Raw genomic sequence first — 22852 nt, forward strand, 5'->3', positions numbered from 1 at the left:
TCAAAAGAGGAAAGCGCAATGAAACTCACGCTGAGAATCGGCGCTGCAATCGGCATCGTCGCGCTCGCCGCCTGCTCCCAGAGCGGTCAGGACAATGCGGCAAATATGGAGTCCGACACGCAAATGTCGACCAACGAAACCGTCCTTCCCGCGGACGAAGGCGGGCGGAAAGCGATACGCTCGGCAACCAGCTTAATCAGCTCAACGAGAGCGGCTCGGACACCACCAACGCTACTGAAAATACGACAAATTCCGATTGATTTGGAAAACCGCCGTTCATCAACCCATTAAGAAGATTGAGTTTTTTCAGTTCGTCGTCACCACGGTTCGACTCGTCGGAAACGATGCGACCGCGTAACGTCCGTGCGTGTTCGTTTTTCATGATGTACACACGCAAGCAGTATCGCCTGGGCACTACCGCGATTGCCGCGGTCCTTGCCCTTTCTTCAACTTCGCTCGCTGCCCAAGAGGTGCCGAGCACCGAGACGGCACCCGTCGAGGCAACGGCGGCCGCACCGGAGCCGGCAGCGCCTGCGGCCGATCCGCTCGCCCCGGCTGCCGAGCCGGAAGCAACCTCGACGCCGGTCGAAACGACTACAGCCGCAAAACCTGAAGCTGCACCGGCGGCTAAGCCCGTGGCCAAGAAGACGGCTGCCAAGACCGTCCGTTCGGCCCCGAAGGCCGCTGCAGCGCCAGTGGATGCGCCGGCCTCCGAGCCTATTGCAGAAGTTGCTCCGGCTCCGGTCCCGATCACTTCGGTCGAGCCTGCGCCCGCAGTCGCGCCGGTTGCCGAAGTCGAGCCGGCAAAGGACGCCGAACTCAAGGAAGCACTCCCGATTGCCGGTGGCGCGGGCGCACTGATCCTCGCCCTTGCCGGCGCAGGTATGGCAGTCCGCCGGAAACGCCGCCGCGAGGACGATGAGTTCGAGCACAATTGGATCGACAACGACGAGCTCGCGCTCACCGACCCGGTCCAGGCCGAGCCCGAGGCTGGCTGGGACCCTCCTGTCCACCAACCGGTGGCTGCAACGATGCCGGCCGCAATGGAGCCGACGGAAGTTCCCGACAGGTTCGACACATCGGACTTCGGACGTCACGTCCGCGCCGCCTATCAGGGCCCGACGACCGAGAATCCTTCGCTGTCCCTGCGCAAGCGGCTGAAGATCGCGGGAGAGCTCGACCGTCGCGAACGCCTGGGGCTGGCTCCAAAGCCGACCGCAGTCACCAAGCCGGTCGTTGCGGCCAAGCCTGAAAAGATGGCTATCTCCTTCGGCGGCACGGCCAGCAAGGCAAAGGTCCACGAATATCAGTTCTAATCTGAGCGGAAGGTTATGAACGAAGGCGTCGTCGCCATTTTGGCGGCGGCGCCTTTCGTTTAGGGCTCTTCCATGCGCTCCATTTCCGAATGGACAGAACCCTCGCTGGAGCAATTCCGGAAAGACATCCTGCCGCGGGCCGAACCTGCAGTTCTGCGTGGAATCGCAGCGAGCTGGCCGCTGGTGAATGCAGGCGGCAATTGGATGGCTTTGCTCGCCGCACACGTGAATGACGAACCCGTCGAGATCCTTCGCGCGGACCCCGACCAGCAGGGTCGCTTTCACTACACCGCCGATGGCAAGTCGCTGAACTTCATACGTGGCCGCGCGGACCTATCGACCTTCCTCGCGGCGATGCACGAGCAGGCCGGCGAGCAACGACCATATGCGATGGTCGTGCAAGGCATGCTCGCCGAGCGTTATGTCCCCGGCTTCTCCGCGTCCCACCCGATGCCGCTGGTTCCCCAAGGGACCGAGCCCAGGATTTGGGTCGGCAATTCCGCGAAGGTCGCGACCCACAACGATCCTGTCGACAATGTCGCGGTGGTTGCGGCGGGCCGGCGCAGGTTCACCCTCTTTCCGCCAGATGCCGAGGACGATCTCTACATGGGCCCGGCACATCCTACGCCCGCCGGGACACCGGTCAGCATGGTTCACGTCACCGCGCCGGACCTGGAGCGCTATCCGCGGTTCGCGCGTGCCCTGGACGTCGCGCAAGAAGCGGAGTTGTCAGCCGGCGACGCAATCTTCATTCCAAGGGACTGGTTTCATCATGTCGAGGCGATCGAGCGCTTCAACATGCTGGTGAATTATTGGTGGGCGAGAGGCCCGGCGTTCAGGGGGGTTAGTACATGAGCAAGGCCACGGCGTTTCTGGCGTCTGCAGCAATCGCGATCGCGCTGGCAGGTCCAGCGAGCGGACAGGAAAGCGCAACGCCGACGTCAGCAGGCCAGCCCTGGCTCAACCCCGGCCTTTCGCCCGAAGCACGGGCGCGGGCTGCCGTCGAAGCAATGACGCTCGACGAGAAATTGAGGCTCATTTTCGGCTATTCGGACCAGGCGGTCACCGAGATCTCGAAAGTCCCCGACGACATCGTGTCTCAAGAACTCAAGGCCTACGTGCAGACCCGCGCGGTCAAGGGCTCAGCGGGTTTCGTTCCGGGCGTTCCGCGGCTCGGCGTTCCCGACCAATGGCAGACCGATGCCTCGATGGGCGTCCGGAACAGCCTCATCCCAAGCACGGCCCTTCCCTCCTCACTTGCGACAGCGGCGAGTTTCGATCCCGCCGTGCCCAGAGCGGGCGGCGTGATGATCGGTGCCGAAACGCGTGCGACCGGCCACAACACCATGTTGTCGGGCGGCGTGAACCTTGCCCGCGAGCCGAGGAACGGCCGCAACTTCGAATATACCGGCGAGGACCCTCTTCTCGCCGGCACCATGGCCGGTTCGCTGATCGAGGGTATCCAGTCGAACAAGATCATTTCGACCATCAAACATTACGCCGTGAACGATACCGAAACTCAGCGAACGACGCTGGACGTGACGATCTCGGCTGAGGCGCTACGCCAGTCGGATCTCCTCGCGTTCGAGTTCGCCATCGAACGGGGATCGCCGGGCTCAGTGATGTGCTCCTACAACCTTATTAACGGCCGCTGGGGCTGCGAGAACGACTATCTGCTCAACACCGTCCTCAAGGGCGACTGGGGCTACAAGGGCTTCGTGATGAGCGACTGGGGGCGGTCCATTCGACGGCGCCAGCGGCCAACAACGGCCTCGACCAGTTCACCGGCTTCTGCTGTGTTACTGACAACCCCCGCTTCGCTCCGCCCGCGATGAAGGCAGCGCTTCAGTCGGGCGCGATTTCTCAAAGCAGGCTCGACAACATGGTCGAGCGCATCCTCTGGGCGCTTTTCGCCAAGGGCCCGGTCGACAACCCCGTGAAAGCCGGATCGATCGACTATGCGGCGCATGCCCTGGTCTCTCAGAAGGCCGCCGAAGAATCGCTCGTGCTGCTGAAGAACGACGGCGACCTGCTGCCCCTGCGCGGCGTGAAGTCCGTGGCGGTCATTGGCGGCAATGCCGACAAGGGCGTGATGGCAGGCGGCGGATCGTCCGACGTGACCCCCGTCGGCGGCGCTGTGATGCTCGACGAGCATACCTTCATGCCCTCGCCGCCGCTGGCAGCGCTCAAGAGCGAACTCCCACGCGCGAAGGTCAGCTTCGATGCCGGTAGCGACCTTGCTTCCGCCTCAGCGCTTGCCGCGGCCTCCGACGTCGCAATTGTCTTCGTCACCCAGCACGACAGCGAAGGATATGACGGCCATCTCGAGCTTCAAGGAAACCAGGACGCGCTTGTCGCCGCCGTCGCCAAGGCCAATCCGAAAACGGTCGTAGTAGTCGAAAGCGGTGGTGCGGTGTTCATGCCGTGGGCCTCGGACGTCCCCGCGATCCTCGAAGCTTTCTACCCCGGCATTCGCGGCGGTCCGGCGATCGCGCGAATCCTGACCGGAAAGGTCAATCCGTCGGGTCACCTGCCAATCAGCTTCCCCGCTTCATCCGACCAGCTCGCGCACCCTGACCTTCCGGGCCTCGGACTGCCGGGCGAAACGCCGATGCACATCACCTACGATGAAGGCGCGACGGTCGGTTACAAATGGTACGACGTAAAGGGCTACAAGCCCTTATGGGCGTTCGGCCACGGGCTGAGCTACACCAGCTTCGCTTTGTCGGGATTGACGGCGCTGCCCGACGGCAAGTCCGTCAAGGTCGGCTTCTCTATGCGCAATTCAGGCAAGCGGGCGGGCAAGGGCGTGGCGCAGGTCTATGTCGCTCCGGTAGACTGGAAGAAGGCCGGCTGGGAAGCGCCGAAGCGGCTTGGAGCCTTCGCCAAGACCGATCTAAAGCCGGGCAAGGCGAGGCAGATCGAACTCAACGTCGATCCGAGGCTGTTGGCGACTTACGAGGCCGCCAACAATAACTGGCATATCAAGGCGGGAACTTATCGCCTGATGGTCGGACAAGCCTCGGACGCGGAGATGCAGAGCGTGGACGTGCCCTTGCCCGACAGCGTCTGGAGCGCCGGAAAGGCCGACCGTTAGCCCCGCTTGAAGTACTGGACCTCGCGCTCGTGCTTTTCTGCCGCATCGCGGCTCGAGAAGGTGCCGAGATTCCGCCGCTTTCCGTCCGAACCCTTCTTGCGCGAATAGAGGCGATATTCGCCTGATTTCAGCTTCCTTATCATGGGCTAAAAACGCGCGGACGGGCCTGGCGGTTCAGAGCAAGCCGGCGGCCCGTGCAAAACCCAGGCTGTCGAACATTTCGAAGAATCGGACCGCCTTGCCGTTCCGAAACGTCCAGACGTCGATCTTGGGCGTGTCGAGCACGTTTCCGTCCTTCCTGTTCCGCCAATGGCAGCGACCGATCCAGACCACGGTGTCGCCATCGGCGAGGACTTTCTCCGTCGGGAAGTAGATCATTTCCCAATTATCGAGCAATTCCCGAAAATATGCTTTGGTGTCTTCGCGCGAGGTCTGGACCCGAGCCAGCTCGTGTTTGACGCCCGGTTCGAGCACAGAGTGCATTTCGATCCGGTCGTCGAACAGGTTCAGAACCTCATTGAGGTTCCCGCCTTTTGTCCGGCGCCAATTTTCATATGCGGATTTCAGCTGGTCGAGCGGCAAGCCAGGATCGAGCATACAAGCCTCCTTTGCCGAGCTCGCCGCGGATAGCAGAAAACCGGGTGCACCGCTCGAACGTAGCGCAGGCGAGCAACCGGCCTCAGCCGCATGAGTCTAAGACGTCTCCGGCTGTACGGGTGTCGCCGCCAGCTCGCCGACGACGGTCGTCCATTCGCGCACGTGCCAGCGTGCGATTAGGCCCCTGACGACGTAGGGATCGGCCCGCGCGAAATCCTCGGCGACGGACTTGTCCTCGCCCTGGAACATCAGAACGGCCCCATCGACCGGATCCGCCAGCGCGCCCGCAACGACGATCTCACCGTGTTCGGCGGCTGACCAGGCATGGCGCAGATGCTCAGCGCGAAATTGCGGGCGCCGATCAAGATAATCCGGCCCGGTTTCGTAGAAGAGGAGAAGTGCTTCATCGCCCCTTCCTATCAGCCGCAGATTTCCGATCCACCCGTTGCCGATATGCGGGTGAAGGTTTCCGGTGACGTGCTGATGACTACGCCCTGCGATCCGCAACGCCTGAGCTGGAAGCGGACCTTGCGGGCACGGAAGTCCAGCGACACCCGACGGAAAGACTCCAGGATGTCGGTCCCGAGCAGCAGCGCCGGCTCGTTCGAAAGACCGAACATCTTGAACGGCGGCACGTCGGCGAAGGCCATCGGGACGTCGCGCAAGGTGATCGGGCCGAGCTGGAGCTCGGCGATCTTCGCCATCTGCAGATCGACCGTCTCCCCGGTGACACCGGTCACGGCGACCGTGATGAACTTGTCGCGGTTCTTGCGGATCAGCTTGTCGCGCAGTGCGAGATTGCCGATCGTGATCTCCGTTCCGGTATCGATGACTGCATCCAGCGACAGCCCCGCGGCCCTGACATGCGTCAGGATCAGCTGGCCGCGCTGGCGGCGAGCGACGACGATGATGTCGCCGGGACGTGATTTCTCTGGAATTCGTGCGTCCTCGACCTTGATCAGGCGCTTCTCGAAATCCATCATCAGCCGCTGCTGGGTGAGCGCATCGATGCCGATCATGCCGTCGCCGCCCAGATCCGATTCCCGCAAGGCCGGAAGCTGCACGTTACGGATGGTGTTCGGCCCCAAGGTCAACTCGGCGACCCGCACGCGGTCAACGACGTTGCGGGAGGTCATCCCGTTCAGGATTGCCGTCGTTCCGAGCGGAAGCTGAAGGCCTCGCGCGATCCTAAGACCGACCACCGACGTGTCGGCGCCGCTGTCGACGATGAAGTTGTACGGGCCGCTGCCGTTGACATGCACCGCCACGGTCAGGCGGGTTTCCACCTTGCGCGCCTTCACGTCTTGTCCGCCAACGGCGAGCGTCGGGTCGAAATAAGCGGGCGGGAGCGGAGCGACGTCCGGCGGCGTGGCCGGAGCAGGCATCGGCTTGCGGATCTTCGGGGGCACGTCGGCCGCCTGGACGTCGCCAGGCACGACTGACAGCGCAGTCAGGAACGCGAGAATCAGGGCGCGGCGACGCGTGGACAATCGGTCCTCCCCGTGAGGTAATCCTATCATACGCCTATTCCGAGCCGCGACCTATTCCACCCAAGAGTCGACGGACGGCCGAAAGCGTCGACCGAACGTCGTGAAAATGACTGTCGGCACGGTTGAAGCGGGCTCGAACGTGAACTTCGAAAATTCGGCACGGGTGAGCGCACTGCCGGGAAACATCCGGAGAGGTGACAGTTCAGCCTTGGACAGCAGGAGAGAAGACGTGAGCATCTTCAGCAAGATCAAGGACGCCATCTTCGGGCACAAAAGCGCCCCTGCTCAGGCCCAACCCGCGCCGACACCGCAGCCTGCCGGAGCTGCGACGGGGCAAGCCGGGACCCAGGTGCCGCCTCAGGCTCAGGCGCCGGCCCAGCATGTCGACGTCGAAGGAGTGCTGGCCCAAATCTCGCGCGAGAAGGGCAACCCCGATCTCAACTACAAGACCTCGATCGTCGACCTGATGAAGCTGCTCGGCATGGATTCGAGCCTTGAGAACCGGAAGGAGCTGGCCGCTGAGCTCGGCTATCAAGGCGCCAAGGACGGCAGCGTGGAGATGAACATCTGGCTGCATAAGGAGGTCATGCGACAGTTGGCTGCGCACGGTGGCAAGGTGCCGGCGAATCTGACCGACTAAGCCCGCGATGATAGTAGCGCCCCTAGTAGGAGCGAAGCGGGTCAACAACTATGAATGGTCTCAATGGTGAGCGGGTCAATCCGCATCCTGGTCGACGCTGACGCCTGCCCGGTGAAGGACGAGGTCTACAAGGTCGCATTCCGGCGCGAGGTGCCCGTGCGGGTGGTTAGCAACGCCCGCATGCGCGTGCCAAGCCATCCCCTGATCGAGCGGGTGCTGGTGTCCGACAAGTTCGATGCCGCCGACGACTGGATCGCTGTCGAGGCAGATGCGAAGACCGTGGTGATCACCGGTGACATCCTGCTCGCGGACCGCTGCCTCAAGTCGGGCGCGACAGTCATCGGCCACAATGGCAAGCCGTTCACTTCGGCAAGCATTGGCGGGGCCATCGCGACCCGCGCGATCATGGCCGACCTGCGGGCGGGAGGCGATGCGATTGGCGGACCGGGGCCGTTCGCCAAGACCGACCGTTCGCGGTTCCTCCAGGCGCTGGACGAAGCGTTGGTGAGACTGGGCCGAGCTTAGAAGCGCAAACCGAAAGGATGGGCCTAGCCCAATCGCCGGCGATTGCCTCGCACGCGTTTTCCGTAAATTCCGAGGGCCTTGCGCGCGGCCGCCTTGGGGCTTTTGACGCGACCGCCCGCCAGCGCGCCGGTCAGCTCGGATCCAGCCTCGACCTTTTCGCTGATCATCCGTTCAAACTCGCGCCGGGCGGCGGGACCACCGGCCATCATCCGCCACGAGCGAAGCGCGACGACCATGCCGGCCTCGGCCCACAACTGCGAGGCGTCGAAAATGAGGCGGGACCAGTCGGCGGCCGGATTGGGACGGGACATAAAGTTCCTTCAGCTTGAGGCAGGCGGGCGGAGAACGCGCCATGGGGCGAATGGGCCCGGCGGCGAAGACGATTCCGTGTCCGCCTAGCGACTGCCCAGACGGCGGAAGTGGTAACGTCCGCGAACCGGCGCGGCCCGATAGGAATGGCCGGACGTGCAGGTGACCGTGAAGACCCCTGCGCTACCGTCGACCGCGGTGGCAGAAGCGACCTGCCCGCAGGCATAGCCGATGCGACCGATCGTGCGCGCGATCACCGCCTTGGGGAGCGGCAGCTTCGCCGCAGTCGGGACGACTGCCGGCGCCTCCGCAACAGCCTGACCGGTTGCGATCTCTCCGGGTGGAGCTTGGTCAGCCTGCACCGCCTCGACCGGACCTGCCTCAGGCAGATCGATCTGGAGCGGCGGTCGAGCACGCACAGTCCTCGCCGCGGCGACCGGCGCACGCGTCCGCCGCGCAGGCCGCGCCTCCGCCACAATCGGGGCCGGAGCTTCCGGTGATACATCTAGGGCCGGTAGGGCCTTGGCCGGCGGGGTCTTGAGCATCGCGGCCGCTTCTGGCTGCAGCTGCTCATTGGCGTTGCCTGCCTCCCAGCCTGTCCAGGCGCCGAGGACGACCGCGAGCATCAGGACTCCCCCGCAAGAGCAGGCAGTCTCCAATCGATCGAAGCCTTCTCGCTTTGACCGAAACGGTCCAGCGCATCGTGGTGGAACGTGTGATCGTTATCGTTCCCGAGGTCGGCTCGATTTCGCGGACGGCTGGTTTGGGCGGCTGACGCAGCAATTCGCTAACGGACGGCGCGGTTCTCGGTTCGCCGAGGGCTCTGGCCGTGGCGTGACAGGCGAGGACGACACTGCGGCAGGCCGCACTACCGGTTTCGCCGGCACCCCGCCCAGGAACGGCGCGCTCTCCAGCCGGCCGATCAGCGGATGGCTCGGCTGCGGTTTGGTCTCGGGGCGAAGCGAGGCGTCGTAGGCTGCGCGCTTGATGGGATCCCGAAGGGTCTCGTAGGCAAGGCTGACCTGGGCGAGGCTGCCGAAGGGGCGCATCGGAAGCAGGCTGAGCTCCTTCGCGAATGCCTGCGCAATCTCGGCGCTGCTCGCAGCCGGGGTAAGACCCAGCAATTCATAGTGGTTCGGCCGCAAGCTGACCGTTTCGACCATTGATCCCTCCCGCGACTCCTAAGCGGCGGAAGTTTCTATGGTTTCTCGTCGGAATCCAGCTCAGGCCACCGCAGGACGAAGGCCGCCAGCCTTTTCCTTGTTCACTGCTTTCGCGTGCATCCGGAATGAACAGGCCCGCGCCCCGGCACGAGGCCGAGGCGCGGCCCATGCGGGCTTACATCACCGGATGAGGGATCTTGAGCTCTTCGGTCACGCGCGCCGTCCGGCCGGACACTTCGGCCTCCTGCAGCGTGTCCACGTATTCCTGGAATGTGTCGAGCTTGCCCTGCTGGTCGACGTGCGCGACGTGGCAGAATTGCGCCGACAGGGTCTTTCCGGTCGCCCTGCTCTTGCCGCGATACCGGCCGGTGCCAATCACATAGTCTCCGGCATCGAGCAGCTTTTCGAGGTCGCAGCGGAAATTGTCATAATCGCGCGCCGTGGGGGCGAAGATGCCGTCGCGGACCGCCGAGAAGCTGCGGTATGGATTGCCGGAGGCGTAGAGCGAATTCTCCGCCTCGTTCCACAAGATGTCGGGGCTGAGGCCCCTTTCAAACGTCTCGAGATCGCCAGCGTTGAACGCCTCATAGAGGCGGCGCATTGCCTGCACATTCTGTTGTGACATGGAAACTCCCCGAGTTTCTTCACTGCGTTACGCAGCGCGTGGCGCCGCCCGGACGGAATGTCCGGCGGCGGGCGCCGCGATACGACTCGCCAGTAATGCTGACAGCGCGGCTTATAGCACCGAGGAATGCAGGGCTCTTCTACGCAACTTACCGGATGGCCGGTCATGGTGCCGCCGAGCTAGTATGAACTTTGCGACCTGAAGCCAGAGCGAAGGAGCGAGCATGATCCGCATTCTCTTGTCGGCCGGAGTCCTCGCGTTCGTTGGCGCGGCCGCGACTGCACAGCCGGACCAGAACCTGTCGCGGTGGAAGGCGAACATGAGCCGCCACCAGCAGGTGATCATGCAGGGCATCCCGGCCCCTTATGACAAGATGCTCGATCCGACGCCCGACACCGAAGCGAAGATGCGGCGCGGGGCGGCGCTTTTCGACCGCAATTGCTCGTCGTGCCACGGCTGGAGCGGCGCGGGAGGCGGATCGGAAGGCTTCTTCCTGGTGCCGGCGCCAGCCGACCTGGAATGGCTCGCGCGCACGCCGAAGGACAGGTCGAGCGCCTACATCTACTGGACCGTCGCCGAAGGTGGCGCGGCGTTCGATTCCGAAATGCCGGCGTTCAAGCAGTCCCTGTCCAGCGAGGACATCTGGTCCCTCGCCTTCTACCTGAGGTCGGGGATGCCCTACGCCTCGCCATAAATGGCGGGCGCTCGCGCTACGCAGTAGGAGCTGCGCTTCCGAACACGTAGGATGACCGTCACGCGGCGCTTTCGCGCCCGGCAGGAGAATGAGGATGGCCAAGGGACAGCAGAGATCCGGAAGGGAAGCTCGCAAGCCGAAGAAGGCGAAGGTGAAGACCATCGCGGCCAATCCGTCCCAGAAGGGCGGAGCGCGCGGGCTGGAGACCCTGGAGCACTTGAAGAACAATTAGCCGAGGACGTGATGGGCCGCGCCTGGACTAGCGCGGCCCGGCCTCGATCATGGCCTAGTGCCCGGACGCCAGCGGTGCGAAGTTGGCGTGGACCAGCATCCATTTGCCACCTTGCTTCACGTAGACCCGAGTGGATTTCGCGAGAGACGGCGCGACCTTGCCGTCCGCCGCGCGCCTGAGCCCTGCGAAATTGTAGGTCAGGACGGCAGTGTCGCCATAGACCTGCACGCGGCCGTTCTGCATGTCGGAGAACATCGCCTTGTCGTTGGGCGTGACCTCTCCCATGCGCGTGGACATCGTCTTGCCGACGATCAAGGTCGGGAAGTCGCCGTTGAACTCCGTATAATCCTCGGCGAGCGTGGCATTTTGCTGAGCCATGGGCTCCCCGGCGATCTCGGATGCCCATTGCGAACGCGCGAGAGCCATGATTTCCGCGGCAACCTGCGGATTGTCCGCCGCCTGGACCGGCGTGCCGATCATCAACAACAGGGCGATCGTCCCGCCGGCAGCGCCGCGGGACCACTTTGTCAGGTTCATCATTGTAATCCTCCGCTTGAGAAACGCAGAGGGAGTGACCGACCGGCGGGACAACATTTCCCCTAGGGCCGCCAGCAATTTCGCGGTCGGCTTAAGATAGTTAAGAGTCAACAGTAGGGGCAAGGCAATGGGCTGCCGCCGAAGTATGGCGCAGGGGAACGGAAGCGCGCTCCGTCCGTTCATGACGGTGACGAAACATCCGGAATCTCCATGCAAACCCAGAACATCATCGAACGCGCCTTCCAGCTGGCACAAAGCTCAACGAGCATCGACGAAATCCGGAAGGCCCTTCGGCAAGAAGGCTATTCCAATGTCGACGCGCATCTTGGCGGCGCGTCCATCAAGGCGGACCTGAAGAAAAGGTTCGTCCGCTAGGCGGCGTCGCCACCCTCCTCTATGCTTGCAAGCCGAGGCGGAGGATATTGTGAGCGCGGAGAACTGGCATGAGGAGCGGGACCGGCTGGTGCGCCTCCTGAAGGCGATCGAGACGGGCAAGGTCACGCACGTGGACGAAGAGGATCTGCGCGAGCTCCAGGCGGCCACGCCTGAGAATATCGAAGCGTTGAAGCAGCGGCTGGCGGAGCTGAACGACCGACTGAGCTCAAACCCGCCGCTGTAGGACAGCGGGCGTGCCGCCCATCCTTATCAGCGCCGCCGTCACGTTGTGGAAGCGAAGAGAGCGAGGCCAGGAATGAGCTACTACATCGCCGCGACCCTTCCCGTTCCATTTGAGCGGGGCATCGAACTGGCCGAAGCAGCGCTCAAGGAGCAGGGCTTCGGGATCATCAGCCGCATCGACATGAAGGAGGCGCTGAAAACCAAGATCGGCGTGGATTTCCGGCCCTACACGATCCTCGGTGCCTGCAACCCGACGCTAGCTCACGAGGCGCTCAAGCTGGAGGACAAGGTCGGGACGATGCTGCCCTGCAATGTCGTGGTCCAGGCGAAGGGCGAGGGTTCGACCGAGATCGCTGCCATCGACCCCGTCGCGTCGATGCAGGCGATCGAGAATCCCGCGCTGAAGGATGCCGCTGCCGAGGTGCGAGAGCGGCTCAGAGTGGTCATCGGGCAGCTCGAGAAAAGCGGGGTCGCGGCCTGATCGTCCGCGGACCTGGCACGTCAGGCCCGGTCCGTCATTCCCTGGTCCCCGCGCAGATAAGCGAACATGTGCTGGACGTAGTCGGCCTTGCCGATCTCCACGCCTGAGCTGCGCAGGATCGCGTAGGCGGCCATGACGTGGAAGTAGAACTGGCCGAGCGCCCAGTCGCGCGCGAATTGCTCGCGCGTGAGGTCGAAGGTCAGGCCCACCGGCAAGGCGAGTTCGAGCGGCACATCGGCCGGCCGGGCGTCGAGCGCCTGCGGCGGCAGACCGTCGAGGAAGGCCAATGCCTCGTCGATCCGTGCGCGCGCCTCCGCCAGGGTACCGGGCCGTTCCCCGGCGTTGCGACCTTCGTCGAGGACGGGCTGGATGGCGTCGAGAGGCTCCCCTAGCAACCGTAACGGCGCTTCCCGGGCTTGAACGCAGGCGAAGCGGACCTGCGTCGCCAGCGGGAACATTTCGGGCGCGAGACGGGCGGAAAGCAGCGCCTCCGCCTTCTCCGCGCCGAGCTGGGCTTCGGCCTTGTCGAGCAACCCGCGCAACGTGCGCAGCATGTTGCGGTAGGTGGGAATCAGGAGGTCGGTCAGGGTCATGCGAGACGCGTTAGCGGAGGACGCACCGATCCGTCAGGCGTTTCCATTCCTCCCGCTTGCCGGGGAGGAATTTGTAGCGGGGAAGCGCTTGCTCTTCAGGCCCGTCATTTCCTCTTTGGGCAGAAGCTGCCGCCACAGGCCATCGCGATGTAAGTCTCGCTTTCGATCTGCCAGGTGCCGTCGATTCGGCGCCACTTGGCGACATATTCGCCCGAGGCCCAGTTGCGGGCAGCCGACAGCTGGGATCCGCGCCATTCGCCCGTTTCCATGGCCATCGGACCAACGGCGGAAACGCGGATGCGCAGCGGCTTGCGGACGTAGGAACGGCGCTTAGGTCCGGTGAGGTCCTCCGTCCACAAGGCCAGCTGCGCCGCTTTGCCGGAGACGATCATGCTATCCGCGCCGGTGACCAGCTGCGCGTCGTCGGCGAGAATCGGGGCGATGCGGCGGATGTTGCCGGCGGCGAGCGCCCGGTTGAAGGCCGCTCGCTGGGTACGGATTTCGCGCTCGTTCCGGGTGGCATTCGGGGCGGTGGCGGCCGCGAGAGCGAAGAACAGGAGGGGCGTCATCCGGCTGCGGGGAGGTAAAGCTCACCGCCCTCGTCGTGGAAGCGCTTGCTCATCTCGGCCATGCCGGATTCCGCATCGGTGGTTGCCGCTTTCTGCTCTTGAAGCTTGGCGAAATCGCGGACCTCTTGGGTGATTTTCATCGAGCAGAATTTGGGTCCGCACATCGAGCAGAAGTGGGCGGTCTTGGCGCCTTCGGCGGGGAGGGTCTGGTCGTGGTACTGCTCCGCCGTTTCCGGATCGAGCGAGAGGTTGAACTGGTCGCGCCAGCGGAATTCGAAGCGGGCGCGGCTTAGCGCGTCGTCGTGCGCCTTCGCCGCCGGGTGGCCCTTTGCCAGGTCGGCCGCGTGGGCAGCCAGCTTGTAGGTGACGACGCCGACTTTCACGTCGTCGCGGTCGGGGAGGCCGAGGTGCTCCTTCGGCGTGACGTAGCAAAGCATCGCCGTCCCGAACCAGCCGATCATCGCCGCGCCGATCGCGCTGGTGATGTGGTCGTAGCCGGGGGCGACGTCGGTGGTCAGCGGGCCCAAGGTGTAGAAGGGCGCCTCGCCGCAGCTTTCCAGCTGCTTGTCCATATTTTCCTTGATCTTGTGCATCGGCACGTGGCCGGGGCCCTCGATCATCACCTGGCAGTCGTGCTCCCAAGCCTTCTTGGTCAGCTCGCCCAATGTGTAGAGCTCCGCGAACTGCGCCTCGTCATTGGCGTCGGCGATGCTTCCGGGGCGGAGGCCGTCGCCCAGTGAGAAGGCGATGTCGTACGCCTTCATGATCTCGCAGATTTCGTCGAAGCGTTCGTAGAGGAAGCTCTCCTTGTGGTGGGAGAGGCACCACTTGGCCATGATCGAGCCACCGCGGCTGACGATGCCGGTGACGCGCTTGGCGGTCAGCGGGACGTAGGGCAGGCGCACCCCGGCGTGGATGGTGAAATAGTCGACGCCCTGCTCGGCCTGTTCGATCAGCGTGTCGCGGTAGATCTCCCACGTCAGCTCCTCGGCGATGCCGCCGACCTTCTCCAGCGCCTGGTAGATGGGGACGGTGCCGATCGGCACGGGCGAGTTGCGGACGATCCATTCGCGCGTGTCGTGGATGTTGCGGCCGGTCGAGAGGTCCATGACCGTGTCAGCGCCCCAGCGGATCGCCCACACCACCTTGTCGACTTCGGCCGCGACGTCGGAGGCGACGGCGCTGTTGCCGATGTTGGCGTTGATCTTGACCAGGAAGTTGCGGCCAATCGCCATCGGCTCGCTTTCAGGGTGGTTGATGTTGTTGGGGATGATGGCGCGGCCGCGGGCGATCTCGTCGCGGACGAACTCGGGGGTGACAAAGTCGGGGATGGCGGCACCGAAGTCCTCGCCGTCGCGGGCGGCGTTCAGCGCAGCCTCGCGGCCGAGGTTTTCGCGGATGGCGACATATTCCATCTCGGGGGTGACGATGCCGCGTTTCGCATAGTGCATCTGCGTGACGTTGGCGCCGGGCCTGGCGCGCAGCACGCGCTTGCGAACGTTGGGGAAGGGCTGGACGCCGCCGCTGCGGTCGGGGCCGAGCTGACCGTTGTCCTCCGGGCGGACCTCACGCTGGGCGACTTCCTCGACATCGCCGCGGGCACGGATCCAGTCGCGGCGGAGCTCGGGCAGGCCGGCCATGATGTCGATGCGCTTGGCCGGGTCGGTATAGGGGCCGCTGGTGTCGTACAGGACGACCGGCGGCTCTCCGGACGAGGGCTCGAGATCGACGGCGCGCATGGCGACGCCGAGGGGGCCGACATGAATCTTGCGCGATCCGCGGATCGGGCCGGTGGTGACTTTAAGCTCAGTGCGTGCGGGAATGTCCGCCATTCGAGTCTCTCCTTCCCTCCACCGGTGCTAACCGGATCAGGTTCTACGGGTCGCGGCCCCATGCCGCCTCTCAGCTCGATGAGCTCCCCGGGAAGATTCGTTCTTAGTCCCGCTCGGCGTCGGGCGCCACCCGCTTAGCGGCCGGTCACTTTCTTTGCTTCCTCGGCGGTGACCTTGCCGTCCTTGTTGAGGTCGGCGCGGTCGAAAGCCCCGAGGATGGGCGCGCGGAATTCGGCCTGGCTGACCTTACCGTCCTTGTTGGTGTCGAACTTCTGGAGCGTGAGCTCCGGGTTCTGACCCAGCTTGGAGAATGCGGCGGCCTTGAACTCGGCGAGGCTGAGCTGGCCGTTGCCGTCCTTATCGAGCGTCTTGAACTCGGCCTCGATCTTTGGCGCCAGGCTCTGGAGGGCCTTGGCGGTCATCGCCTGGATTTCGGCGCGACTGATGAAGTTGTCGTTGTTGGTGTCGCCCTTGTCGAAATTCACGTCGACCTGCTTCTGGACGTCGGTGCGGAGGCTGACCTTCGGCGCCTGCGCGGCGGCTGTTCCAGCAACGATCGAGAGTGCAACAAACAGAACCTTACGCACAATGGCCTCCTGAATTCCGGATGGAGCGAATGAATCGCCTACTTCCCTATTATGCATTGTGACGGCATCAGGCGTCCAATGCATGCGCTGACCCATCTCGACCGGCTTGAGGCCGAGAGCATTCACATCATGCGGGAAACGGTCGCCGAGGCCGACCGCCCGTGATGCTCTATTCGATCGGCAAGGACAGCGCGGTGATGCTTCACCTGGCGAAGAAGGCCTTCTTCCCGGGACCGCTGCCCTTCCCGCTGCTGCATGTCGATACGACGTGGAAGTTTAGCGACATGTATGCGTTGCGCGACAGGGTGGCGGCCGATCCGGCGGTGCAACTGATTGTCTACAAGAACCCCGAGGCCGAGCGCCTGGGCATAAACCCGTTCGACCATGGCCCGGCGCACACGGACATGTGGAAGACGGAAGGGCTGAAGCAGGCACTCGACAAGTATCGCTTCGACGCGGCGTTCGGCGGTGCTCGCCGCGACGAGGAGAAGAGCCGGGCGAAGGAGCGCATCTTCAGCTTCCGAGACCGCAATCATCGGTGGGACCCAAAGCGGCAGCGGCCGGAGCTCTGGTCTCTGTACAACGTCCGCAAGAACAAGGGCGAAAGCGTCCGCGTGTTTCCCTTATCCAACTGGACCGAGCTCGACGTCTGGCAATACATCCTTCGCGAGAAGATCGAGATCGTGCCGCTCTACTTTGCGGGCGAGCGGCCGGTGGTTGAGCGGGACGGGCTGATCCTGTTGGTCGATGACGACCGCATTCCGCTGAACGGCGAACAACCGCAGATGCGCAGGGTCCGATTCCGAACATTGGGCTGCTATCCGCTGACAGGCGCGGTTGAGAGCGCCGCCTGCACGGTCGAGGAAATCGTCGCCGAGATGCTGGTGACGACGACGTCAGAACGTCAGGGCCGGGCGATCGACCGCGATGCAGGCACCGCCAGCATGGAGAAGAAGAAGCAGGAGGGTTACTTTTGAACCGCCCTGCGACCGACATTTCCGAGTGGCTGAAGGCGCAGGACAGCAAGGAGCTTCTGCGCTTCATCACCTGCGGCAGCGTGGATGACGGCAAGTCGACCCTGATCGGGCGGCTGCTCTACGACACCAAGCAGATCTTCGACGACCAGCTTTCGGCGCTCGAAGCGGACAGCCGGAAGCACGGCACGCAGGGCGAAGGGATAGACTTCGCGTTGCTGGTCGACGGCCTTTCGGCCGAGCGCGAGCAGGGCATCACGATCGACGTCGCCTATCGCTTCTTCGCGAGCGAGAAACGCAAATTCATAGTCGCCGACACGCCGGGTCACGAGCAGTACACGCGCAACATGGTCACCGGCGCCTCGACCGCCGACCTCGCGGTCTTGCTGGTCGATGCGCGCAAGGGCGTGCTGACCCAGACACGGCGACATTCGTATCTCGCCCAGCTACTCGGCATTCGGCACTTCATCCTCGCGGTCACCAAGATGGACCTGGTCGATTTCGACCAGTCCGCGTTCGACGCGATTGCTGCGGATTACCGCGTCTTTGCCGGCCAGATCGGTATCAAGGACTGGACCGCTATTCCGGTCTCCGGGCTTGGCGGCGACAATATCGGCGAGCAGAGCTCGCGGATGGGCTGGTACGCGGGCCCGACGTTGCTCGAGCAACTCGACAGCGTTCCGATCGACGCGACTTCGGATGCTGCAAAGCCGTTCCGCCTGCCCGTGCAGTGGGTGAACCGGCCCGACCAGTCGTTCCGCGGATTTGCGGGGCAGATCGCAGCCGGGTCGGTGAAGCCGGGCGACGAAGTCCGCGTGCTTCCGTCGGGGCGGCAGACGCGGGTTGCCCGCATAGTAACCCGCGACGGCGACCTCCACGAGGCGATCGCGGGACAGTCCATCACCCTCACGTTAAACGAAGAAGTTGATTGCTCGCGAGGCGACGTTATCGCCGCGGCAACGCAGGCGCCGGAGGCTGCCGACCAATTCGAAGCAACCATCGTCTGGATGGACGAGCACGAAATGCTTCCGGGCCGAGGCTATTGGCTGAAGCTCGGCACGCAACTGGTCACGGCGACCGTTCAGCACCCGAAGTACGAGATCAACGTCAACACGCTCGAGCGTCTCGCCGCAAAGACGCTGGAGCTGAATTCGATCGGGATCGCTGAGGTCGCCACCGACCGCGAGATCGTGTTCGAACCCTACGTCGTCGACGGCGGTTCGCCCAATCGGGCGCTCGGTGGGTTCATCCTGATCGACAAGCTGACCAACGCGACCGTCGCGGCCGGAATGCTTCACTTCGCGCTGCGCCGGTCGCTGAACATCCATCGACAGCACCTCGATGTCAGTCGCGAGACCCACGCCACGCTCAAGGGACAAAAGCCGGCGGTCCTCTGGTTCACCGGCCTTTCGGGATCGGGCAAGTCGACCATCGCGAACCTGGTCGAAAAGAAGCTCGTGGCGCGCGGACGGCACACTTTCCTGCTCGATGGCGACAACATCCGTCACGGACTCAACCGCGACCTCGGGTTCACGGAAGCTGACCGCATTGAGAACATGCGGCGCGTGGGCGAAGTCGCCCGGCTCATGGCCGACGCCGGCCTGATCGTGCTGACTGCCTTTATTTCACCATTCCGCGCCGAGCGAGAAATGGTTCGAAAGATGCTGCCAGAGGGCGAGTTCATTGAAGTGTTCGTCGATACGCCGCTGGCCGATGCGGAGAAGCGGGATCCGAAAGGCCTCTATGCAAAGGCCCGCGCGGGTGAGATCAAGAACTTCACAGGCATCGACAGCCCCTACGAGCCACCTGAAAACGCTGAGATCGTCATCGACACGATGACGCTAACGGCGGAGGCCGCCGCCGATCGCATTGTCGAGGAATTGAGCAAGCGGGGGAGGTTGTAGCAACGATACGGCGCTGCAACCAACTCCGCGCACGGCAGTTTCGACGCTCATGAAAGCTGCTTTCCTGGCCTGCGCCGCAATACTCACCGTCTCGACTCCAGCTGCGGCGCAAGACGAGAAGGATTATCGCGTACGGGTCGGATTGGGTGGGCAGATCAAGCCGGCATTCATCGGTGCCGACAATTACGACGTACGGCCACTATTCGATTTCGACCTGGCCCGCGGAACAAACCCCTTCCCGTTCGAAGCGCCGGACGACAACTTCGACATCCGGCTCTTCTCCAAAGGCGGTTTCTCGGCGGGCCCGTCCGCCAATATTCAGGGGAAGCGGAAGAACTCCGACCTCGGAGCGCCGGTCGGCAAAGTGGCGACGACCGTAGAGATCGGTGGCTTCGCGGAATACCAGGCGAGCGAATCGATTCGCCTGCGGGGGGAATTGCGCAAGGGACTCGGCGGGCATGACGGGCTCGTCGGATCTTTCGGGGCGGACCGCATCTGGCGTGACGGGGACCGGTACGTCTTCTCGATCGGCCCCGCGTCCTTGTCTCGGACGCGCGATTCCAGCGCGCTTATTTCGGAGTGGACAGCGAGGCGGCAATTGCCACCGGCCTTCCAACTTACCGACCAAAGGGCGGCATCTACGCCCTCGCCGCGACGAGCGGACTGTCGTACCAGTTCAATCCGCGATGGGGGCTGTTCGGCTATGCTCGGTACGAACGGCTAATCGGCGATGCGGCTAAATCGCCAATCGTTCGTGAACTTGGTTCGCGTGACCAGCTTTCGGGCGGAATAGGGCTGAACTACACCTTTATCGTCAAACGCTGATCCGGTGCGAGATCAGTCGCCGGCGCCGGGATCTGCCGAGAAATACTTGTCGAACTTGCCCTCTTCGCCCTTGTGCTCGTCGGCGTCGGCGGGGCTGTCCTTTTTGCGCGTGATGTTCGGCCATTCGGCGGAATAGGTCGAGTTGAGCTCGAGCCATTTCTCGAGCCCGCTCTCGGTGTCCGGAAGGATCGCCTCCGCCGGGCACTCCGGCTCGCACACGCCGCAGTCGATGCACTCGTTGGGATTGATGACGAGCATGTTCTCGCCCTCGTAAAAGCAGTCGACCGGACAGACTTCGACGCAGTCCATATATTTGCAACGGATGCACGCGTCGGTGACGACGTAGGTCATGGCTGGTCGGACTCCCTCTTCACGCCATTTCGCTAAGAGCGAGCGCCCCCGCCGTCAATTGCCGGGATCAGGCTCAAGCTCTTCGTAATGGCGCCGAGCCTCCGCTGCCGGGCCACGCCTCGCCGGAAGCTCGATCACCTTCAGCACGCGGACGCGCTCCTGGAGAGGCAAAGCAATGACGTTTCCGACATCGACCTGCTCGCTCGTCTTCTCGATGCGCTTGCCGTCGACGCGAACATATCCCGTTTCGATCAGGGATTGCGCAGAAGTGCGGCTTTTCACCAGCCGGATGCGGTGGAGATAGAGGTCGAGCCGCAAGTGCCTAGCGCTTTAGCTTGGCGAGCTCGGCGAAGGCATGGGAGCCGGGCGCGCGATTGTCCTGGCGCGGCGGACGGCGACCCCGCCATTTCCACGCCTCGCCGGCACGGGTGAACCCCACCTCTTCCATGAGCTTTGCGATGCCGGCCTCGTCCAGACCGACCGAGGTCGCCAGGTCCATGTCGACGGGTTCGTCGCCGCCGGCCGAGCGGACCTTGTGCGCATGGCTGGCAAGCCGGTCGGCAAGGTCGATGCGCAGCCATTGCCGGCCGAGACGACGGTAGGCAAGCGACGCGCCGCGCGTATCCGCCTCGCTGAGCGTCGCCGCTCCGGGCGATGGAAGCTTCGGCATCGGGAGGTTGGTACGGACCGATTGCAGGATCGCGCGCCACTGCTGCGACGCGGGCTTCAGCAGGGCCGGGACGAACACGTCAAGCGGGCCGAGGCGGACGCCCAGCTTGTGCAGCGTCTGCCGATCGCTCTGCTCAAGCGCTGCAATGGTCGTGACCAAAGTGCGGCGAGTCAGCACTCCACCCGCATCCGCAAGCATGGCGGCGAGAGCGCGAACACCGGGTGAGCTGGAGCGGTCGGTAGCCGCCGCGGCAAGTTTCTTGAGGGCTCGAAGATTGCGGTCGACCTGAGCGTCCAGCCACGCTTCGAGGCGAGCACGAAGCTCAGCCCTGCGAGCGGCCGAAAGCTGGTCGAGCGCGCGGCTTGTCCGAAGCGCGGGCTCCAGCAGGGAGCGCCCGGCTGCCATCCGGGCAAGGACGTTCCCCTGCCAGCCAACCGCCGGTTGGCCTTCTTCCTCGACGATCAGCTCAAAGATTTCGTCGCCGGCCTCGACCAGGATTTTTGCCCGGCGGTCCAGCTCGTCACCTAGGCGTCGCTCGGCTGCAGCGAGGAGCAATCTCTTGTCCGCGAGCCGCGCGGATTGATCGACTCGGAAATCGAACCCCGTGAGGTGGCCGATGGGCTCGGGACCGACGCTCACTTCTCCGTCGGCAGCAACCGTGACCGGCAGGGCATCCGAACCTCGCGCGCCGATGTCGCGGACCAGCACTGCAGTGCGACGGTCGACGAAACGCTGGGTGAGCCGCTCGTGCAGTGCATCCGAAAGGCGCGCTTCGACCTCGCGCGTCCGTTCCGCCCATTTGGTTGGCTCGGCGAGCCAGTCGGCGCGGTGCGCGATGTAGGCCCAGCTCCGGATTCCGGCGAGCCGGTCGGCCAGCGCCTCGATATCGCCGTTGACGTTGTCGAGTCGGGTGACCTCGGCCGCGAACCATTCGTGCGGGATATGGCCGCCCTCTCCGACATAGGAGAAGAGTCGACGGACCATCCGGGCATGATGCATGGGTCCGACCTTGCGGAAGTCGGGAAGCCCGCAAACCGACCACAACCGCCGAGCAATGGCGCCGCGCTTTGCGGCGATCGCCGGGTCCTCCGCGATGAGCTTCAGCACGGACAGGTCAATGGCTTCGGGCGCCGGCCGAAGCAGCGGATCGTCGCTTCGCTTCTCGAGGCTTCCGATCAGGGTGCGGACGTCGGTGAAATCGAGGTCGGGGTTTCGCCAATAGGTGAAGTCGAGCGGGCGGAAGCGATGCTCCTCGATCGCCGTGATCTCCTCGTCGCTGAAGGTCGCGCCGCCATCGCTGCCGAGGCCAAGCGTGCCGAAGCTCCCGTCACGCTGATGGCGGCCGGCCCGGCCCGCGATCTGCGCCATTTCGGAGATGGAGAGACGCCGGTCGCGGCGGCCGTCGAACTTCTCGAGCCCGCGAAGGCGACGTGGGCGACGTCCATGTTGAGGCCCATGCCGATGGCGTCGGTCGCGACGAGATAGTCGACCTCACCGCGCTGGAACATCGCGACCTGGGCATTGCGAGTGGCAGGCGACAGTGCGCCCATGACCACCGCGGCGCCGCCCCGGAACCGGCGCAGCATCTCGGCGAGCGCGTAGACCTGCTCGGCGGAGAAGGCGACGACGGCCGACCGGGCCGGGAGCCGGGACAGCTTGACGTTGCCGGCATAGCGGAGGGTCGAGAAGCGCGGACGGCTGACGATCTCGGCGTCCGGGAGAAGCTTCCGGACCAAAGGCTTCAGCGTGTCAGAACCCAGGATCAGCGTCTCCTCGCGGCCCGGGCGCGGAGCATGCGGTCGGTGAAGACGTGCCCCGCTCGGGGTCTACGCCGAGCTGCGCCTCGTCGATCGCGGCGAAGGCGAACTGATCGGGGAATGGTCCCTCATGAGGCCGATCGTCGCGGCCCGTCCTCACCGGCATCGATTCCGCAGTGCAGAGGACATAGCGCGCCTGGGGCGGGACAATCCGTTCTTCCCCAGTCAGAAGCGCGACCTGCTTTTCGCCCTTCAGCGCGACGACGCGCTCGTAGACTTCGCGGGCAAGCAGCCTGAGCGGGAAGCCTATGACCCCGGTGGAATGGGCGCACATGCGCTCGATCGCGAGATAGGTCTTCCCGGTGTTGGTGGGACCGAGGATCGCCCGGACCGGAGCATCGTCGCGCCGAGACATCGCCACGAATGTGGCAGCGCGCCGGGGAAGCGCAAGCATCCTTCGACGAAG

28 protein-coding genes, 3 pseudogenes and 1 riboswitch are annotated in these 22852 nt (G+C 64.2%); of the genes and pseudogenes, 15 read left to right on the plus strand and 16 right to left on the minus strand.

Annotated elements, in window-relative coordinates; genetic code table 11:
• Nucleotides 1-18 precede the first annotated feature (18 nt).
• The 5 genes from H9L14_RS12570 (at nt 19) to H9L14_RS16210 (ending at nt 4413) form a co-directional block, all read left to right on the plus strand.
• On the plus strand, nt 19-291 hold the full coding sequence (locus H9L14_RS12570; RefSeq protein ID WP_187708367.1) for a hypothetical protein: 273 nt from the start codon (nt 19-21) through the stop codon (nt 289-291).
• Between the two features lie 89 nt (nt 292-380).
• Nucleotides 381-1316: a hypothetical protein gene (locus H9L14_RS12575; protein ID WP_187708368.1), complete on the plus strand. Its 936-nt coding sequence runs from the start codon at nt 381-383 to the stop codon at nt 1314-1316.
• Between the two features lie 72 nt (nt 1317-1388).
• The gene (locus H9L14_RS12580) at nt 1389-2171 is read left to right on the plus strand and encodes a cupin-like domain-containing protein (protein WP_187708369.1); all 783 of its coding nucleotides are present in this window, start codon (nt 1389-1391) and stop codon (nt 2169-2171) included.
• Nucleotides 2168-3151, plus strand: coding sequence for a glycoside hydrolase family 3 protein (locus H9L14_RS16205; protein ID WP_246444178.1), 984 nt, complete (start codon nt 2168-2170; stop codon nt 3149-3151). The genes H9L14_RS12580 and H9L14_RS16205 overlap by 4 nt, the downstream gene beginning before the upstream one ends.
• Nucleotides 3148-4413, plus strand: a complete 1266-nt coding sequence (locus H9L14_RS16210) for a glycoside hydrolase family 3 protein (protein WP_246444180.1) — start codon at nt 3148-3150, stop codon at nt 4411-4413. Before H9L14_RS16205 ends, H9L14_RS16210 begins: the two co-directional genes overlap by 4 nt.
• On the opposite strand, the gene H9L14_RS12590 is transcribed toward H9L14_RS16210, so the two are convergent.
• The 4 genes from H9L14_RS12590 to H9L14_RS12605 all read right to left on the minus strand — a co-directional run bounded on the left by H9L14_RS12590 (nt 4410) and on the right by H9L14_RS12605 (nt 6500).
• Nucleotides 4410-4556: a hypothetical protein gene (locus H9L14_RS12590; protein ID WP_187708370.1), complete on the minus strand. Its 147-nt coding sequence runs from the start codon at nt 4554-4556 to the stop codon at nt 4410-4412. The two genes, H9L14_RS16210 and H9L14_RS12590, sit on opposite strands and share 4 nt — an antisense overlap.
• A 31-nt stretch (nt 4557-4587) precedes the next feature.
• The gene (locus H9L14_RS12595; RefSeq protein WP_187708371.1) at nt 4588-5010 is read right to left on the minus strand and encodes a nuclear transport factor 2 family protein; all 423 of its coding nucleotides are present in this window, start codon (nt 5008-5010) and stop codon (nt 4588-4590) included.
• Between the two features lie 96 nt (nt 5011-5106).
• Entirely contained in the window at nt 5107-5517 is a 411-nt protein-coding gene (locus H9L14_RS12600) for a YciI-like protein (protein WP_246444181.1), read from the minus strand.
• Nucleotides 5430-6500, minus strand: coding sequence for a retroviral-like aspartic protease family protein (locus H9L14_RS12605; protein WP_187708372.1), 1071 nt, complete (start codon nt 6498-6500; stop codon nt 5430-5432). The genes H9L14_RS12600 and H9L14_RS12605 overlap by 88 nt, the downstream gene beginning before the upstream one ends.
• A 229-nt stretch (nt 6501-6729) precedes the next feature.
• Here H9L14_RS12605 and H9L14_RS12610 point away from each other — a divergent pair, with 229 nt between their 5' ends.
• A complete protein-coding gene (locus tag H9L14_RS12610; RefSeq protein WP_187708373.1) occupies nt 6730-7140 on the plus strand; it encodes a DUF3597 domain-containing protein in 411 nt (136 codons plus the stop codon).
• 54 nt (nt 7141-7194) lie between these two features.
• Entirely contained in the window at nt 7195-7665 is a 471-nt protein-coding gene (locus H9L14_RS12615; RefSeq protein WP_425506883.1) for a YaiI/YqxD family protein, read from the plus strand.
• A 23-nt stretch (nt 7666-7688) separates the two neighbouring features.
• Here the strand turns inward: H9L14_RS12615 and H9L14_RS12620 are convergent, their stop codons facing one another.
• From H9L14_RS12620 to H9L14_RS12635, 4 genes are all read right to left on the minus strand, one after another.
• Nucleotides 7689-7976, minus strand: coding sequence for a hypothetical protein (locus tag H9L14_RS12620; RefSeq protein WP_187708375.1), 288 nt, complete (start codon nt 7974-7976; stop codon nt 7689-7691).
• An 84-nt stretch (nt 7977-8060) separates the two neighbouring features.
• A complete protein-coding gene (locus tag H9L14_RS12625) occupies nt 8061-8600 on the minus strand; it encodes a hypothetical protein (RefSeq protein ID WP_187708376.1) in 540 nt (179 codons plus the stop codon).
• Nucleotides 8601-8696: 96 nt separating this feature from the next.
• A complete protein-coding gene (locus H9L14_RS12630; protein WP_187708377.1) occupies nt 8697-9137 on the minus strand; it encodes a J domain-containing protein in 441 nt (146 codons plus the stop codon).
• A gap of 175 nt (nt 9138-9312) precedes the next feature.
• Nucleotides 9313-9762 (minus strand): nuclear transport factor 2 family protein, encoded by a 450-nt coding sequence (locus H9L14_RS12635; protein ID WP_187708378.1) that lies wholly within the window; start codon nt 9760-9762, stop codon nt 9313-9315.
• 223 nt (nt 9763-9985) lie between these two features.
• Between H9L14_RS12635 and H9L14_RS12640 the strand changes: the two genes are divergently transcribed.
• Together H9L14_RS12640 and H9L14_RS12645 are read left to right on the plus strand one after the other, a co-directional pair.
• On the plus strand, nt 9986-10456 hold the full coding sequence (locus H9L14_RS12640; RefSeq protein WP_187708379.1) for a c-type cytochrome: 471 nt from the start codon (nt 9986-9988) through the stop codon (nt 10454-10456).
• Nucleotides 10457-10550: 94 nt separating this feature from the next.
• Entirely contained in the window at nt 10551-10688 is a 138-nt protein-coding gene (locus tag H9L14_RS12645; protein ID WP_187708380.1) for a hypothetical protein, read from the plus strand.
• A gap of 54 nt (nt 10689-10742) precedes the next feature.
• On the opposite strand, the gene H9L14_RS12650 is transcribed toward H9L14_RS12645, so the two are convergent.
• Entirely contained in the window at nt 10743-11228 is a 486-nt protein-coding gene (locus H9L14_RS12650; protein ID WP_187708381.1) for a nuclear transport factor 2 family protein, read from the minus strand.
• Between the two features lie 207 nt (nt 11229-11435).
• On the opposite strand from H9L14_RS12650, the gene H9L14_RS12655 reads away from it, so the two are divergent.
• The 3 genes from H9L14_RS12655 to H9L14_RS12665 all read left to right on the plus strand — a co-directional run bounded on the left by H9L14_RS12655 (nt 11436) and on the right by H9L14_RS12665 (nt 12324).
• Nucleotides 11436-11600, plus strand: a complete 165-nt coding sequence (locus tag H9L14_RS12655; RefSeq protein WP_187708382.1) for a hypothetical protein — start codon at nt 11436-11438, stop codon at nt 11598-11600.
• Nucleotides 11601-11649: 49 nt separating this feature from the next.
• A complete protein-coding gene (locus H9L14_RS12660) occupies nt 11650-11844 on the plus strand; it encodes a hypothetical protein (RefSeq protein ID WP_187708383.1) in 195 nt (64 codons plus the stop codon).
• Nucleotides 11845-11916: 72 nt separating this feature from the next.
• A complete protein-coding gene (locus H9L14_RS12665; protein WP_187708384.1) occupies nt 11917-12324 on the plus strand; it encodes a DUF302 domain-containing protein in 408 nt (135 codons plus the stop codon).
• Nucleotides 12325-12344: 20 nt separating this feature from the next.
• Here the strand turns inward: H9L14_RS12665 and H9L14_RS12670 are convergent, their stop codons facing one another.
• The 4 genes from H9L14_RS12670 to H9L14_RS16215 form a co-directional block, all read right to left on the minus strand.
• On the minus strand, nt 12345-12917 hold the full coding sequence (locus tag H9L14_RS12670; protein WP_187708385.1) for a DUF1993 domain-containing protein: 573 nt from the start codon (nt 12915-12917) through the stop codon (nt 12345-12347).
• Nucleotides 12918-13021: 104 nt separating this feature from the next.
• Complete coding sequence (locus H9L14_RS12675; protein WP_187708386.1) at nt 13022-13486, minus strand: nuclear transport factor 2 family protein; 465 nt, start codon at nt 13484-13486, stop codon at nt 13022-13024.
• Nucleotides 13483-15318, minus strand: coding sequence for a phosphomethylpyrimidine synthase ThiC (gene thiC, locus H9L14_RS12680; protein ID WP_187708387.1), 1836 nt, complete (start codon nt 15316-15318; stop codon nt 13483-13485). Before thiC ends, H9L14_RS12675 begins: the two co-directional genes overlap by 4 nt.
• Nucleotides 15315-15418: riboswitch (TPP riboswitch) on the minus strand. It overlaps the preceding gene by 4 nt.
• Nucleotides 15419-15452: 34 nt before the next feature.
• Entirely contained in the window at nt 15453-15905 is a 453-nt protein-coding gene (locus H9L14_RS16215) for an EF-hand domain-containing protein (RefSeq protein WP_246444182.1), read from the minus strand.
• Between the two features lie 78 nt (nt 15906-15983).
• Here H9L14_RS16215 and cysD point away from each other — a divergent pair.
• The 3 genes and pseudogenes from cysD to H9L14_RS17140 all read left to right on the plus strand — a co-directional run bounded on the left by cysD (nt 15984) and on the right by H9L14_RS17140 (nt 19608).
• A pseudogene (gene cysD, locus H9L14_RS12690) lies at nt 15984-16882 on the plus strand (sulfate adenylyltransferase subunit CysD).
• Nucleotides 16879-18783, plus strand: coding sequence for a sulfate adenylyltransferase subunit CysN (gene cysN / locus H9L14_RS12695; protein ID WP_187708388.1), 1905 nt, complete (start codon nt 16879-16881; stop codon nt 18781-18783). Before cysD ends, cysN begins: the two are co-directional and overlap by 4 nt.
• Nucleotides 18784-18832: 49 nt before the next feature.
• Nucleotides 18833-19608 (plus strand): annotated as a pseudogene (locus H9L14_RS17140) (MipA/OmpV family protein).
• 12 nt (nt 19609-19620) lie between these two features.
• Here the strand turns inward: H9L14_RS17140 and fdxA are convergent.
• From fdxA to H9L14_RS17510, 3 genes and pseudogenes are all read right to left on the minus strand, one after another.
• Entirely contained in the window at nt 19621-19959 is a 339-nt protein-coding gene (gene fdxA, locus H9L14_RS12705; protein ID WP_187708390.1) for a ferredoxin FdxA, read from the minus strand.
• A 54-nt stretch (nt 19960-20013) separates the two neighbouring features.
• The gene (locus H9L14_RS12710) at nt 20014-20277 is read right to left on the minus strand and encodes an RNA-binding S4 domain-containing protein (RefSeq protein WP_187708391.1); all 264 of its coding nucleotides are present in this window, start codon (nt 20275-20277) and stop codon (nt 20014-20016) included.
• Nucleotides 20278-20281: 4 nt separating this feature from the next.
• A pseudogene (locus H9L14_RS17510) lies at nt 20282-22801 on the minus strand (helicase-related protein).
• Nucleotides 22802-22852: the final 51 nt, after the last annotated feature.

The sequence above is a fragment of the Sphingomonas sediminicola genome (assembly GCF_014489515.1).
Lineage (GTDB): Bacteria > Pseudomonadota > Alphaproteobacteria > Sphingomonadales > Sphingomonadaceae > Sphingomicrobium > Sphingomicrobium sediminicola.

Coding starts and splice junctions, on each gene's coding strand:
- H9L14_RS12570 (WP_187708367.1), top strand. CDS start 19: ATGAAACTCACGCTGAGAATCGGCGCTGCAATCGGCATCGTCGCGCTC.
- H9L14_RS12575 (WP_187708368.1), top strand. CDS start 381: ATGATGTACACACGCAAGCAGTATCGCCTGGGCACTACCGCGATTGCC.
- H9L14_RS12580 (WP_187708369.1), top strand. CDS start 1,389: ATGCGCTCCATTTCCGAATGGACAGAACCCTCGCTGGAGCAATTCCGG.
- H9L14_RS16205 (WP_246444178.1), top strand. CDS start 2,168: ATGAGCAAGGCCACGGCGTTTCTGGCGTCTGCAGCAATCGCGATCGCG.
- H9L14_RS16210 (WP_246444180.1), top strand. CDS start 3,148: ATGAAGGCAGCGCTTCAGTCGGGCGCGATTTCTCAAAGCAGGCTCGAC.
- H9L14_RS12590 (WP_187708370.1), bottom strand. CDS start 4,556: ATGATAAGGAAGCTGAAATCAGGCGAATATCGCCTCTATTCGCGCAAG.
- H9L14_RS12595 (WP_187708371.1), bottom strand. CDS start 5,010: ATGCTCGATCCTGGCTTGCCGCTCGACCAGCTGAAATCCGCATATGAA.
- H9L14_RS12615 (WP_425506883.1), top strand. CDS start 7,195: ATGGTCTCAATGGTGAGCGGGTCAATCCGCATCCTGGTCGACGCTGAC.
- H9L14_RS12620 (WP_187708375.1), bottom strand. CDS start 7,976: ATGTCCCGTCCCAATCCGGCCGCCGACTGGTCCCGCCTCATTTTCGAC.
- H9L14_RS12625 (WP_187708376.1), bottom strand. CDS start 8,600: ATGCTCGCGGTCGTCCTCGGCGCCTGGACAGGCTGGGAGGCAGGCAAC.
- H9L14_RS12630 (WP_187708377.1), bottom strand. CDS start 9,137: ATGGTCGAAACGGTCAGCTTGCGGCCGAACCACTATGAATTGCTGGGT.
- H9L14_RS12635 (WP_187708378.1), bottom strand. CDS start 9,762: ATGTCACAACAGAATGTGCAGGCAATGCGCCGCCTCTATGAGGCGTTC.
- H9L14_RS12640 (WP_187708379.1), top strand. CDS start 9,986: ATGATCCGCATTCTCTTGTCGGCCGGAGTCCTCGCGTTCGTTGGCGCG.
- H9L14_RS12645 (WP_187708380.1), top strand. CDS start 10,551: ATGGCCAAGGGACAGCAGAGATCCGGAAGGGAAGCTCGCAAGCCGAAG.
- H9L14_RS12650 (WP_187708381.1), bottom strand. CDS start 11,228: ATGATGAACCTGACAAAGTGGTCCCGCGGCGCTGCCGGCGGGACGATC.
- H9L14_RS12655 (WP_187708382.1), top strand. CDS start 11,436: ATGCAAACCCAGAACATCATCGAACGCGCCTTCCAGCTGGCACAAAGC.
- H9L14_RS12665 (WP_187708384.1), top strand. CDS start 11,917: ATGAGCTACTACATCGCCGCGACCCTTCCCGTTCCATTTGAGCGGGGC.
- H9L14_RS12670 (WP_187708385.1), bottom strand. CDS start 12,917: ATGACCCTGACCGACCTCCTGATTCCCACCTACCGCAACATGCTGCGC.
- H9L14_RS12675 (WP_187708386.1), bottom strand. CDS start 13,486: ATGACGCCCCTCCTGTTCTTCGCTCTCGCGGCCGCCACCGCCCCGAAT.
- thiC (WP_187708387.1), bottom strand. CDS start 15,318: ATGGCGGACATTCCCGCACGCACTGAGCTTAAAGTCACCACCGGCCCG.
- fdxA (WP_187708390.1), bottom strand. CDS start 19,959: ATGACCTACGTCGTCACCGACGCGTGCATCCGTTGCAAATATATGGAC.